This window comes from Micromonospora sicca (genome assembly GCF_003172935.1).
In the GTDB taxonomy this organism is placed as follows: Bacteria; Actinomycetota; Actinomycetes; order Mycobacteriales; family Micromonosporaceae; genus Micromonospora; species Micromonospora sicca.
Genome location: NZ_QGKS01000182.1, coordinates 1 through 13,817, shown reverse-complemented (window position 1 = coordinate 13,817; position 13,817 = coordinate 1). Strand labels below are relative to the sequence as shown.

The 13,817-nt window shown below is 67.4% G+C and carries 10 protein-coding genes; 7 read left to right on the top strand and 3 right to left on the bottom strand.

Features of this window, described 5'->3' with window-relative positions; genetic code table 11:
- Positions 1-16: 16 nt before the first annotated feature.
- The 4 genes from DKT69_RS10765 (at position 17) to DKT69_RS10750 (ending at position 5,253) form a co-directional block, all read left to right on the top strand.
- The gene (locus DKT69_RS10765) at positions 17-838 is read left to right on the top strand and encodes a carbon-nitrogen hydrolase family protein (RefSeq protein ID WP_161557800.1); all 822 of its coding nucleotides are present in this window, start codon (positions 17-19) and stop codon (positions 836-838) included.
- The gene (locus tag DKT69_RS10760) at positions 831-1,664 is read left to right on the top strand and encodes a DUF6282 family protein (protein ID WP_109801420.1); all 834 of its coding nucleotides are present in this window, start codon (positions 831-833) and stop codon (positions 1,662-1,664) included. Before DKT69_RS10765 ends, DKT69_RS10760 begins: the two co-directional genes overlap by 8 nt.
- 146 nt (positions 1,665-1,810) lie before the next feature.
- Positions 1,811-4,660 carry an FAD-binding and (Fe-S)-binding domain-containing protein gene (locus DKT69_RS10755; protein ID WP_109801419.1) on the top strand — a complete coding sequence of 950 codons (2,850 nt, stop codon included), beginning with the start codon at positions 1,811-1,813 and terminating at the stop codon, positions 4,658-4,660.
- Between the two features lie 125 nt (positions 4,661-4,785).
- A complete protein-coding gene (locus DKT69_RS10750) occupies positions 4,786-5,253 on the top strand; it encodes a hypothetical protein (RefSeq protein ID WP_146231030.1) in 468 nt (155 codons plus the stop codon).
- A gap of 51 nt (positions 5,254-5,304) precedes the next feature.
- Here the strand turns inward: DKT69_RS10750 and DKT69_RS10745 are convergent, their stop codons facing one another.
- Positions 5,305-5,502: a hypothetical protein gene (locus DKT69_RS10745; protein WP_109801417.1), complete on the bottom strand. Its 198-nt coding sequence runs from the start codon at positions 5,500-5,502 to the stop codon at positions 5,305-5,307.
- Between the two features lie 418 nt (positions 5,503-5,920).
- The gene (locus DKT69_RS40600; protein ID WP_109801416.1) at positions 5,921-6,400 is read right to left on the bottom strand and encodes a response regulator transcription factor; all 480 of its coding nucleotides are present in this window, start codon (positions 6,398-6,400) and stop codon (positions 5,921-5,923) included.
- Between the two features lie 175 nt (positions 6,401-6,575).
- Here DKT69_RS40600 and DKT69_RS10735 point away from each other — a divergent pair, with 175 nt between their 5' ends.
- From DKT69_RS10735 to DKT69_RS10725, 3 genes are all read left to right on the top strand, one after another.
- Entirely contained in the window at positions 6,576-9,179 is a 2,604-nt protein-coding gene (locus DKT69_RS10735; protein WP_146231029.1) for a M14 family metallopeptidase, read from the top strand.
- A 179-nt stretch (positions 9,180-9,358) separates the two neighbouring features.
- On the top strand, positions 9,359-9,616 hold the full coding sequence (locus DKT69_RS38910) for a penicillin acylase family protein (protein WP_201749574.1): 258 nt from the start codon (positions 9,359-9,361) through the stop codon (positions 9,614-9,616).
- A gap of 470 nt (positions 9,617-10,086) precedes the next feature.
- Entirely contained in the window at positions 10,087-12,747 is a 2,661-nt protein-coding gene (locus DKT69_RS10725) for a M14 family metallopeptidase (RefSeq protein WP_161557799.1), read from the top strand.
- A gap of 313 nt (positions 12,748-13,060) precedes the next feature.
- Here DKT69_RS10725 and DKT69_RS10720 read toward each other — a convergent pair whose 3' ends face one another.
- Positions 13,061-13,390, bottom strand: a complete 330-nt coding sequence (locus DKT69_RS10720; protein WP_201749581.1) for an integrase core domain-containing protein — start codon at positions 13,388-13,390, stop codon at positions 13,061-13,063.
- Positions 13,391-13,817: the final 427 nt, after the last annotated feature.

Here is a 13,817-nt window from a genome sequence, read left to right as displayed (position 1 = left end):
GCCTCACACGCTCCGTGTGGGGCTTCTCCAGACCGCGCCTGTCTTCGGCGCAATAGAAGACAACCTCGCCCATATCGCCGAACTGCGCGGCAGCCTCGGCCCAATCGACTTCGCCCTCACCCCGGAGCTCTCGGTCAACGGCTACGGGTTCGCTCCCCACCGGGAGACAGACCTGTTCGCCAGCGACGACCCTCGGCTCGCCGCACTCGCATCCACAGGAGTCGGAGTCGGCTTTGCCGAGAAGAGCCCTTCCGGCCTGCCCTGGAACGCCTACCTCCTGTGCGATCCCCTGACAGGAACCCGACACCTCCAGCGCAAGCTCCATCCCGTCTCGTACGCGCCGTGGAACGAGCACCTGTCGTTCCAGCCCGGCACGGAGCTGCAGACCGCCGGCTTCCGCGCCGCCAGGTTCGCCACAGCCATCTGCAATGACATGTGGCATCCCGTCGTCCCCTGGCTGGCGGCCCAAAGCGGGGCCGAAGTCCTGGTCGTGCCCGTGGCCAGTATTGAGGCATCCGACCCCACGGGGATCCGTCGCACATGGGAGGTGATTCTGGAACACGCAGCCGTGCTGTTGCAGTGCTACGTCGTCTTCGTCAACCGCTGCGGCACGGACAGCGGGGCCCGGTTCTGGGGCGGCTCACGCGTTCTGGGCCCGGACGGCAGCGTCCGTGCATGCCTCGGGGACGAGCCAGGGGCCGCCGTCGCCGAGCTCGACATCACGGCCCTGCGCCGGCTTCGGGCCGAAGTCCCCCTGCTCGCAGAATCCCGAACTGGTTTCCTTGCCGGTGCACTCGCGACGGGCCGCATCTCCGAACGAGAGCAGGCGCATGTTTGACGTCCATGTACATGCCGCCCCCGATGTGCTCGAACGGATCGGCTACGACGACCAGATCGGGGACAGCTACGCCGCGGCCGGCTACAGCGGCTTCGTCCTGAAGGCCCACCACGAATCCACCGTGGGCCGGGCCAGCGCCCTCAGCCGCTCATCAGGGCTGGAGGTCGTGGGGGGAATCGCCCTCAACCGTGCCGTCGGCGGGATCAACCCGGCAGCTGTCCTCTCGGCCCTGTCCACAGGCGGTCGGGTCGTGTGGTTCCCCACGGCAGACGCCCACACCCAGGAGAGTGCCCACCTGCCACGGCTGGCAGACCTGGACGAGCGTCTGGACCGCTCCGTGCTGTCCGTCCCCCCGGTCCTGGCCCCAGACGACGAAGCCGCGAAGGACGTCGCCCTGGTGCTCGACCTCATCGCCGAGCACGACGCGGTGCTGTGCACAGGGCATCTCAGTGGCGAGGAATGCAGGTGGCTGCTCGAACAGGCCCTTAACCGGGGCATCAGCAGGTTCCTGCTCACACACCCCTCCTACACCGTCCCCGCCATGAAGGTGCAGGAGATCGCCGAGCTCGCCGATAAGGGCGCCCACGTCGAAATCACCGCCTACCAACTCTTCCACCAGCCCGGGATGACAGCTTCCAAACTGGCCGCCGTTGCTCAAGCAGCAGGGTCACGTCTGGTCCTTGCCTCTGACGCGGGACAGCCCGACAGCCCAGAACCTCCCTCGGCCCTCGAACAGCTCATCGCCGCGCTCTCCGCCCAAGGACTGGACCCTGGATGGCTCCAGGACGCCGCCAGCGATACCCCCAGCGAACTCGTTCTCCCGTAACGGCCATCAGGGGAAGCGGCTGAGCCGCGAGAAGTCTTTTCGTCCCCAGTCCGTCTGCGAGATCGAGAGACGCAGACACGACTCCGCTGCGAACGGATCCATACCAACCCCAGCAGACCAGGGCCCATCAGGAGTGGCACGAGAAAATGGCCTCGACCGTGACAGATTCCCCGAAGGCCTCCGCCGAGGCGTTCCTCGACGACCTCCGCGTACGCCTCGGTGGCCTCGTCGATGACTCGTCCCTGACCAGAGCGCTCTATTCGACCGACGCTTCGAACTACCGGATCGTCCCCCAGGCCGTGCTCATGCCCAAGTCGAAGGACGACGTGGTCGCAGCTGTCGGCATCGCCCGCGCCCACGGGATTCCCGTCACCGTCAGGGGAGGAGGCACCTCCTGCGCCGGCAACGCGGTAGGCCCCGGCCTCGTGATCGACTTCTCCCGCTTCATGAACCGCATCCTCTCGGTCGACCCCGAGTCCTCGACAGCCGTGGTCGAACCCGGGACGGTCCTGAGCACGCTCCAGAACGCGGCCCTGCCCTTCGGGCTGCGGTTCGGCCCTGACCCCTCCACCGCCACCCGCTGCACGATCGGGGGGATGATCGGCAACAATGCGTGCGGTCCGCACGGCCTCTCCTATGGGCGCACGGCCGACAACGTGGTGTCAATGACCTGGCTGACCGGCCACGGCGAGGTCATCACGGCCGGCTCGGGGACCAATGCGCTCAAGGCCGTGCCCGGCCTGGACTCGTTCGTCTCGGAGAACCTGGCCGTGCTGCGCACCGAGTTCGGACGTTTCGGACGCCAGATCTCCGGCTACTCCCTCGAGCACCTGCTCCCAGAGAACGGACGGAACGTCGCAGCTGCCCTGACGGGTACCGAAGGCAGCTGCGGGATCCTCCTCGAAGCCACGGTCAGGCTCGTCCCCCGGGCATCGGCGCCGGCTCTGGCCGTCCTCGGCTACAGCGACATGGCCGCCGCCGCGGATGATGTGCCGAACCTGCTCCCCTTCCACCCGCTCGCCCTGGAGGGCCTAGACGCACAGCTCGTCGATGTCGTCCGCCGGGCGCATGGCAGCGCCAGCGTCCCGAGGCTGCCCGCGGGCGGGGGATGGCTGATGGCGGAAGTTGGCGGCGCCACCTCAGAGGAGGCAGTCGAGGCGGCGCAGAAGCTCGTCACCGCCGCCAGCTCAGCTGACGCGGTCGTCCTGCCCGCAGGCCCCGAGGCGACCAGGCTCTGGCAGATCCGCGCCGACGGTGCCGGCCTGGCCGGACGCACCGCCGCCGGCGAGCAGGCCTGGCCCGGCTGGGAGGACTCCGCTGTTCCCCCGGAGAGGCTCGGAGACTACCTGCGCGGGCTCGAAGCCCTCATGGCCGAGGAGGGCGTCTCCGGGCTGGCCTACGGCCACTTCGGCGACGGGTGCGTCCACGTCCGCATCGACTTCCCGCTCGAGGTCGGGGGCGCACTCATGCGCAGGTTCCTCGAACGCGCCGCGGCCCTAGCCGCCGAGCACGGCGGCTCCCTGTCCGGCGAGCACGGGGACGGGCGCGCCCGCTCCGAGCTGCTGCCCACCATGTACAGCCCGAAAGCCCTGCGCGCGATGGAGGCCTTCAAGGCCCTCTTAGACCCCGAGGACCTCATGAACCCCGGCGTCGTTGTCCGCCCGGCACCGCTGGACGCCGACCTCCGTCGTCCTCAGGCCCTCCAGATCCGCGCCACCGACGGCTTCGCCTTCGCGCACGATGGCGGAAACATCACCAAGTCCGTTCACCGATGCGTCGGGGTGGGGAAGTGCCGGGCCGACCTGCGCGGACAGGGCGGATTCATGTGCCCCTCGTACGCCGCCAGCCGGGACGAGAAGGACTCCACCCGAGGCCGCGCGCGGACGCTCCAGGAGATGCTCAACGGCGGAGTCCTCACGCTCGGCTGGAGCTCCCCCGAAGTTCACGAGGCCCTCGACCTGTGCCTGAGCTGCAAGGCCTGCGCCAACGACTGCCCCACAGGCATCGACATGGCCATGTTCAAGTCCGAGACCCTCCACCAGACCTACAAGGGGCGCCTGCGTCCGCTCAGCCACTACACCCTCGGCCGGCTTCCGCAGTGGCTCAAGCTCGCCGCGCCACTGGCCCCACTCGTCAACCTCGCCAGCCGCATCCCCCTGCTTCGCAAAACCATGATGACGATGATGGGCGCAGACACCCGCCGGTCATTGCCACCGCTGCCCCTGACGCCGTTCCGCTGGAGCAAGCCGCCCAAGCCTGGCAAAGGGAAGACGGACGGGCACAAGGTCTTGCTCTGGGTCGACTCCTTCTCGGACGCCATGGCTCCGGACATCCCCCGGGACGCCCTCAAGGTCCTCTTCGCCGCCGGGTGCGACGTCGAGATCGCCAGCCCCGGAGCCTGCTGCGGCCTGACCCTCATCTCCACCGGCCAGCTCACCGCCGCCAAAGCCAAGCTCCGCAAGACACTCGACCTCCTCCTTCCCCACGTCAGGGACGGAAGGACCGTCGTCGGCCTCGAGCCCAGCTGCACCGCCACGCTCCGCTCGGACCTCCTCGAGCTCCTTTCCGACAACCCCCGCGCCGCCGAGCTCTCCCGCTCGGTCAAGACCATCGCCGAGTTCCTCACCTCCATCGACTGGACACCGCCGCAGGCAGCCGAGAAACTCCTCGTCCAGCCCCACTGCCACCACTACTCCATCATGGGATACAACGCGGATCAGGCGCTCCTGGAAGCCATGGGCTGCGACGTCGAGACCTCCGCAGGATGCTGCGGCCTCGCCGGAAACTTCGGCATGGAGAAGGGCCACTACGAAGTCTCCGAGAAGATCGCACAGGGCGGCATCCTCGCCAAGGCATCCGCCAGCCCGGACCGGCAGATCCTTGCCGACGGATTCTCCTGCCGAACTCAAGTGCACGACCTCGCTGGCCTCGACAGCCGCCACGTCGTGCAGATCATCGCCGAAGCCCTCCGGCACGAAACGACCACACAAAGGTAACCGTCGTGATGCCGAGTTCCGGGCGGCCAAGCCTTGGCGGTCATCAGCGCAGAGTCGCCAGCTGCCTGGCGCGGCAGGGGAGCCCGTCGGGTATCGAGGCGTGTCGCGGCAGTACCGTGCGCGCCATGATCCGCAACGCCATGATCATAATCCCTCTCCTCGCTCTGCCTCTGACCGCTTGCGCGGGCACCGCCGACAAGCCAGACGCCGCTGCGTCCTCGACATCCGCGGCTCCTTCGGCGACCGCGCCGCCAACTGCGGCTGCCAGCCCGACCGCGCACTCGCCAGATGGGCAGGAGGAGCTTCGCCAGGCGGTGGTGGCGTACTCGGACGCCTTCCTCGACGCGAGGCCCACGGTCGCGTACGACCTGTTCTCCGCCAGGTGCAAGGATCGCGTGACCCTCAGCGAGTTCACCGGCATGCTGACTGCGGCCAAGCAGATGTACGGCAAGGCGATGCCGCTCAAGACCTTCGACGCAGAGGTTTCGGGTGATCTCGCTCGAGTGACCTACACGTACGACGTGCCTGCGCTGAACCAGACCAAGGAGCCGTGGGTGCGGGAAGACGGAAAGTGGAAGCAGGACGACTGCTAGGAGAACGAGCGGCGAGCGCTTCACCCAGGGTGTCCCCAGGAGCTGCACGGGCTACTCGCAGCGGTCTTCGGAGCCTCGCCCGTATGGCTCGCAGCAGTCGGGGCGGTGGCGGTACACGCGCAGGTCCCGTCCGTGCCGGTGTTCCACCGCCGGCGTGATCTCGTACAGGCAGGCTCGCCACACAACAGTCTCCCCGCCTCCCGGGACGACCTGACCGTCGCCTGGCCCGCCGCGCAGCAGCACGTCCACCCGCTTGAGGTTATGTGGCCTCCGGGCAGGCAGTGTGCAGTACGAGCGCTCGCCTCCGACACGGGGGTGGGAAGGGCTGCAAGGCAGGCTATGACTCATCGGCTCCGCCTGCTGCCGGGTCCAGGAGGCAGCCGGTCCCCATGCCGTTGTGATTGGCGCGGGGACCGGTTGTCGGTGGCCTGCGGCGGCTGCTCCACCTGCGCGTGCCGTGGCCAGCAGCCGGGCGGCGGCCTCGCCGACTGGGTCACCTTCGTCGTCGAGCCCGTGGGCGCGCCACACTGCGGCTAGGGCGAGCCTGGGTGGTTCCACGCCGTCGCCCGGGTGAGCCTCGACCCGCATAAGGCAGGCCAGCCGTGCTTGCGCTGGAGTACCTTTCGGCCTACGTGAAGCCCATGAAGACCGGCCGGGTTGGCAGCGACTATCCAGGTTGGGCCAGGAAGTCTTCAAGCTCCTGACGTGCGAGGTTCAGTTGTTGGTCCTCTGCGCCGTGTATCCGATCGCGGTCGGCAAGGACCTCCTGGAATTGTCGCGCGGCTTGGGATCGGTTGCCGTTCTGGCGGTGGTATCGCGCAAGGTCCCAGCGCGAATCGAGTACGTCCGGGTGGTCGGCTCCCAGTGCGCGGATCAGGTCCGGCAGAGAAGCTTCGGAGGTCGACGACTCGCCGCGAGCGGTCAGCACGATGATGCCGACAGCGGCGCTTGCCGCCCGCAGCGATCGGCAGACCGCCAGCCCATCGCCGTCAGGCAGGTTCAGATCAAGCAGCACCAGGTCGGCGGGCCCGGCGGCGACAGCTGCCGCGACGGTGCCGGCGTGCTCGACCAGATATCCGCGCCGTTGCAGCGCCGTCGCGAGTGCGCCGGCGACCCGGATGTCGTCCTCCACGAGCAGCAGTCGCATGCGGCGATTCTGTCCGTAGAGCGCCGATTCCGATACTTATCGATCGAAGCTCAAGAATTCCTCAAGGTCGCTGCGGGCGTCTTCCTGGCCACTCTGGCCACTGCTAGACAGTCTTCAATTGGAAGGGCCGCCTGCCCTGGCACCCCTTACCCCGCACGTCTGGAAAGAGGAAGCCGTGAAGCGAAGAAGGTACCCCCGCCTCGCCCAGCTCTCGGTGCTCGCGGTGATGCTGGCCGGCGTACCCGCAATCAGCCTGACCACGTCCGGTAGCGCCGCCGCGGCGGCGAACGTCCCGACGTTCGCCTCGGTGGTCGGCTGGGAGCCGTGCGCCGACTACAAGCTCGCCACCTACGAGCAGGTCGCCGACTACTACCGCAAACTGGACAAGGCCAGCGACCGGATGCAGCTGGTCGAGATCGGCAAGACCGAGGAGGGTCGCCCACAGCTCATGGCGATCATCTCCTCCGAGAAGAACCTGAAGAAGAAGAACCTCGACGAGTACCGGAAGATCTCGGCTCAGCTCTCAAGATCGCAGGGCCTGACGGCCGAGCAGGCGAAGGGGCTCGCCGCGAAGGGCAAGGCAATCGCCTGGGTGGACTTCGGCATCCACAGCACCGAGGTCGCCAGCTCGCAGACCGCGCCCCTGTTCGCGTACAACCTGCTCACCGACGAGTCCGAGCGGGGCAAGCGGATCCGCGAGGACGTGGTGACGCTGGTGGTGCCGAACATGAACCCGGACGGGACTACCGAGGTCGCCGACTGGTATATGAACAATCTCGGCACGCCGTACCAGGACAGCACCTATCCGTGGCTGTATCAGAAGTACGCGGGGCACGACGACAACCGCGACTGGTACATGTACAACCTCGCGGAGACCCGCAACATCGGTAACCAGCTCTACCACGAGTGGTTCCCGCAGCTGATCCACAACACCCACCAGACGGCCGCGTTCCCGGCCCGCATCTTCGTGCCGCCGTTCAAGGACCCGACCAACCCGGACATCCCGGCGGAGGTCACCCGCGGCGTCAACCTGGTCGGCTCGGCGATGACCGCGCAACTAGACCGGGAGGGCAAGACCGGTGCGGTCTCCCGCCAGCAGTACGACGCCTGGTGGAACGGCGGCATGCGGTCCGTGCCGCAGTACCACAACATGGTCGGCCTGCTCACCGAGACCGCGCACGCCTCGGCGACGCCGGCGTTCTACGACAAGGCGACCTTCCCCAAGACGTTCCCGGACGGCACCTCCACCTCGGAGCCCTCGACCTTCTACCCCAGCCCCTACCAGGGTGGCGAGTGGCACCTGCGGGACAGCTGCGAATACATCAACACCGCGTCGTTTGCGATGCTCGACATTGCCAGCAAGGATCGGGAAAACTGGCTGTACGACAGCTGGCAGACCGGTCACCGGCAGATCCAGGCCGGCGGCAACGAGGTCTACGTGGTCCCCGCCGATCAGGTTGACTTCCCCACCGCCGTTAAGATGATCAACGCGCTGCGGTGGGAGGGCATCGAGGTCGAGCAGGCTAGCGCCGCGTTCCGCATCGGTGACCGCGACTATCCGGCCAATTCATTCGTTATCCGGGCCGCTCAGGCATACCGCGCCGCCGTGGTCGACCTGCTTAACCCGCAGGTCTATCCGGACCGGCGGCAGTTCCCCGGCGGGCCGCCGGAGCGTCCCTACGACATCGCCGGCTGGACGCTGCCGATGCAGATGGGTGTGACGGTCGACAAGTTCAACCAGCCGTTGACCATCAACTCGCAACCGGTCGAGTGGGCGCAGGTGCCCACCGGCGCGGTGCAGAGCAATCCCACGTACGGCTTTGCGTTCGACCCGCGGGTCAACGACAGCGCGACCGCGATCAACCAGCTGCTCACCGAGGGTGAGACTGTCTACCGGGCGACCGCCGCGGTCAGGACCCGCGACGGCGAGCTGCCGGCCGGCACGTTCGTGGTCAAGACGCGGGCCGGCGCCGACGGCCGGGTCGCCGCGGCGGCCCAGCAACTCGGCCTGTCGGTGGCGGCGGTGGACAAGGCGCCGGCGGCTCAGCGCCGGATCGCCGCGCCGAAGGTCGCGCTCTACAAGGCGGCGGGCGGCAACGCCGACGAGGGCTGGACCCGCTACATCCTGGAGCGGTTCGGCTTCGGCTGCACCTCGTTGCTGGACAAGGAGATCCGCACGAACACGTCGCTGCGCAAGTCGTACGACGTGATCGTGCTGCCCGACGCGTCGTACTCCTCGATGCTCAACGGCCGCAAGCCCGGCACGTTGCCGGAGGAGTACACCGGGGGCATGACCGCCGCCGGCGTGGCGAACTTGAAGAAGTTCGTCGAGCAGGGCGGGACCCTGGTGACCCTCAACCAGGCGTCGCAGCTACCGATCCAGGCGTTCGGCCTCCCGATCACCGACGTCACGGCCGGGGTACCGAGCGACAAGCTGTACGTTCCCGGCTCGATCCTGCGTTCGACCGTCGACCCGACCAGCCCGGTCGCCTACGGCATGACCCCCGAGTACTCGGCGTTCGCGTCGTCCAGCCCGGCGTTCGCGGTCGCGGACGGCGCGGTCGGCGTCACCACGGTCGGCGCGTACCCGGCCTCGGGGCTGCTGAAGAGCGGCTGGCTCCTCGGCGAGAACGTCATCTCCGGCAAGGCCAACGTCCTCACCGCCGAGCTCGGGGAAGGCCAAGTGGTGGTCCTCGGCTTCAAGCCGCAGCACCGGGCGCAGTCGCACGGCACCTACAAGATGCTCTTCAACGCCCTCTACCTCGGGGCGACGGGCTAGCAGGTACCACGCCCGCGCAACGTCCCCGGCCGGCTCGCTGGCGAGGGGCGTTGCGCGGCAGCGCCACGTCGAGCTGAGCCGACCCCTTCCCTCCACAACACCGGCGTGGTCGCCGCGATGCTGACGGCTCGCGTAAACCCCGCACGATCCATTGACCCCCGAGCAAGGTGGACCAACTCATGAACCACGCGCAGAACGAAGGGCTGAGCCGGCGCCGCATCCTGGGCGGAGCAGTCGGACTGGCCGCTGGAGCCGCGCCCGTCGCGGCGGGACTGCCGTCCGGCGGCGCGTCCGCCGCTTCCGCGCAAACCGCGCCCGATCTCGCCAGCTGGCGCAAGCAAGCGGCGCACGTGACGATCATCCGCGATGACTGGGGGGTCGCGCATGTGGCGGGCAAGACCGACGCCGATGCGGTGTTCGGGATGATCTATGGCTAGGCCGAGGACGACTTTAGCCGGATCGAGACCAACTATCTGGTCAGCCTCGGCCGCCTCGCCGAGGCCGAGGGCGAGGGCGAGAGTGTGGTCTGGCAGGACCTGCGCCGCCGGGCTGTTCGTCGATCCCGAGGTGCCGAAGGCGGATTTTGCGAAGAGCCCGGCCTGGTTGCGCAGGCTGATGCTGGCCTGGGCCGACGGGCTGAACGGCCACGGCCATCCACTGAGGGAGCGTGGCCGCGCTCCCCCGGGCACGTCCGTCTGATCAGGGGCTGACAGCGCTGCTGACCTATCGCTGTCTGAAAGAACGGGAGCATCCGGAATCCGGGCCGACGCCACCTGGTCGCCCTGGCGTACCAGGGAACCACGCTGCGGAGGCAGCACGAAGGACCTACCGGTAGCCGCGTGGGGACGCGCTATCTCCACACCAGATGACGGCCGGTCGGCAGACCGGCCACGGAAGGCGATGCCAGATGACAAGCAGTGAAACCTCAGGCCTGTCCCGTCGCATGTTGCTCAAGTCCACGGCGGCGGTCGGTGCCGCGGCAGCCGCGACGACCGTGATCCACCCCGATGCCGCGTCGGCTCAGCCGCGCGCGGCCCAGCCCATCGACGCGCTGGCCGCCGCGAAGGCCGCCGCGATTCCGACCCCGGAGCAGTACTTCGGCTTCCGCATCGGGTCCGACGGCAAGCTGGCGACCTGGGACAAGATGCTCCCGTACTTCCAGCTCATCGCCGAGAAGAGCAACCGGGTGAACCTCGAGGAGGTCGGCAAGACCACCGAGGGCAACCCGTACGTGTTGCTCACGATCAGCTCGCCGAAGAACCTGGCCAACCTCGACAACCTCGTCGAGATCAACAGTCGGCTGGCCGACCCCCGCGGGTTGTCCCCGACCGAGGCCGAGGAGCTCGCCCGCACCGGCAAGCCCTTCTACATGGTGTACGCCGGCATCCACTCGACCGAGGTCGGCAACTCGCAGGCCACCATCGAGTGGGCGCACCGCCTCGCCACCGAGCAATCCGAGTACATGAACAACATCCTCGATGACCTGGTGATCCTGCTGGTGCCCTGTCAGAACCCGGACGGGCTCGTCAAGGTCAACGACCACTTCGCCGCCACGGCGGGCACCAACTATTCCCGTACCTATCCGGACCTTTACCAGAAGTACACCGGCCACGACGACAACCGTGACTGGTTCATGCTGACTCAGGTCGAAAGCCATCTGGCCACACAGATCCAGAACAAGTACCACCCGCAGGTGCTGCAGGACTCGCACCAGGCCGGCTCGAACGCGCCGCGGATGTTCACGCCGCCCTACCTGTCGCCGTACGACCCCAACATCGACTCCATAACCGTGCAGCAGAGCGACTCGCTCGGCCTCGCGATGCAGCGGGGAATGACCGCCGCCGGTATGAAGGGCGTCGGCTGGGGCATGACGTACGACTACTGGACCCCGTCGCGGCAGTACTGCGTCTACCACAACGCCGTGCGCATCCTCACCGAGGCGGCCAGCTGCTCGAACCTCGCCTACCCGCTGGTCAGCAACAGTCCGATCGGTTCCCAGCAATCGACCATCAGCTTCATCGAGCCGTACGACCAGAACACCTGGACGCTGCGGCAGATCGTCGACTACGTCTCACAGGCCTTCTACTCGGGCATTGAGGCCGTGGCGTACGACCGCTACAACTGGCTCTACAACTTCTACCGGGTCGGGGCCAAGGCGGTTTCCCGGACCGGCGCCTGGATCATCCCGGCCGGCCAGCGGGACCCGCAGGCGGTCCGCGACGCCTTGGACATCCTGCACACCGGCGCCGTCGAAATTCGTCAGGCGCAGTCGGCGTTCAGCGCCGGCGGGCAGCAGTACCCAGCCGGGTCGTACATCATCTACATGAACCAGCCCTACAGCGGGTTCGCCGAGACGCTGCTGGAGGTGCAGGAGTACCCGCACCTCCTGCAATACCCCGACGGACCCCCGCAGCGACCGTACGACGTGACCGCGCAGACCCTGCCGATGCTGCTCGGCTTCCAGGCCAACCTGGTCACCAGCGCGTTTTCGGTTAGCACCAAGCTGCTCAGCGCGATCAAGCCGGCGGCGGTCACGATGCCGGCGCCACCCCCGGCCACCGGCGCGTACGCGCTCGGCGCGGAGTCGTACGGCGTTTTCCAGATCGTGTCCAAGCTGCAGAAGCAGGGCATCCCCACCTTCCGGGTTGCCAAGCAGTTCGCCGACGGTGGCCGCACCTTCCCGGCGGGCACGTTCATCGTTCCGCCGACCGACGCCGCCCGGCAGATCCTGCACAACCAGTCCAGCAGCACCGGAATTGCGGTCTTCGCCCTCTCGGCGGTGCCGCGCATCGAAGGCGTACAGCTTAAGCCCGACACTAAGATCGGTCTGCTCAAGCCGGCGAACAACCTCCAGTCCGGCTGGCTGATGTGGATGTTCGACCAGTACGGCGTGAACTACTCGGTCGTCAAGGCGCAGGACTACACGAACCTTGCCGGCAGGTTCGACGCCATCATCATGCCGACCGGCGTGAGCAAGAGCTCCATCACCAACGGGTTGAACCCCAACAACTACACGGCGGAGTGGAGCTGGGCGTTCGGCGTCGGCGAGGACGGCTGGAACAAGCTTCGCGACTTCGTCACCGCTGGCGGGACGCTGGTCGCGTACGGCAGCGGGGCGAACACCGCGCAGCAGCTGTTCGAGCTGCCGCTGCGGTCCATCCTGCCGTCCGACTCGTCGGTCTTCTATTGCCCTGGAGCGCTGCTGAGTCAGGAGATCGACAGCAACAACCCGGTCGCCTGGGGTATGGATCCGAAGAACCCCGCCTGGTTCGACGAGGACCGTGCATATGAGCTCACCGACCCGATCAAGTACCCGGTGCAGGTCGTGTCGAAGTACCCGCACAGCGGCGAGCAACTGCAGAGCGGTTGGTTAATTGGTGGCGAGTACCTCAACGGCGCGGTGAACGGTCTGTCCTGGACCGTGGGTCGCGGCTCCGTCGTCACCTTCGGTAGCGAGATCGGGTTCCGCACCTGGAACCGGGGCGAAGAGAAGATGATCTTCAACGCGATGTACCAAGGGCCGTCGCAGAAGCTCACGCCGGATCAGTTCCAGCGCCTCGGGCGATAGTCCCACCCGCCGGCTAAGGCGGGGTCGCACTGCGGCGCCGCCTTAGCCTCGATCCGGCTCTACTGACGTTCTCGTGGGTTCAGGTCTCATGATTGTCCGGGGATGACGCTGCTGACGCTGCTGGCGACCGAGGGCGTCGACCTGAGACCGACAATGGTTGGCCGTCGTACGACACTCGTTCCTTGCCGCTGTTGCCATCGTCATGAAGATGTAAGCGCAAGCCGACGAGGACGTTGGTGCGTCCGCGACGGCGGAGGCGGTGAACTCCGCTGCGCTGGCCGCACGACCTGTGGGGCTCGCAAAGTCGGTTCGGCTACGCTGCCTGCGAATACTCGTTGATCAACCCGCCGAGGATCGGGCGCCGTCGGATCCTGGTGGCGGTCAGGTCAATGACTCCCGGCGACGGGTTGGGCGGCTGCTGGCCGAGTGATCGATGTGGGCGATGGCTGTTGTAGTGGGTCGTGTACCCGGCGAGGACGGCTGCGAGGTGGCGTTCGCCGACGATGAGCATCCGGTCGGTGCACTCCCGGCGTACGGTGCCAACCCACCGCTCGGCGTTGGCGTTCGCCCGAGGCGCCTGCGGCCGGGTTTGATCACGTCGATGCCTTCCGCGGTGAACACCGCGTCGAAGACCGCCGTAAATTTCGTATCGCGGTCGCGGAGCAGGAACCGCAGCAAACCCTCAACGTCGAACACCGAACCGTCCGGGCAGGGGTCGAACACGCCCTGGCCAGGATGAAGTGCTTCAAGATCCTGCGCCGACTACCGCCGCGCCGCCCACACATTGACCGACGTCGCTTCAGGCATCGCCAACCTCCACAACATCATCCTCACCGGCTGACCACCGGTCCCGCGCCGGGCAACACCTTCACCCCGTTACGAGACGTCCCTTAGGCTCGGTCCGCGATGAGTCCGCAGCAGCACGAGCCGCGGCCGGTCGAAGGTACGTATTCAGCTTGAGTGAGCTGGGGGCATCCACGGTCCGGTGGTGAACAGCTGTTTGAGCACGTCGAGTGCGTCCAGGCCGTGCTTGGCGGCGGTGGACAGGTAGGAGCGGACCGCGGCGAAGT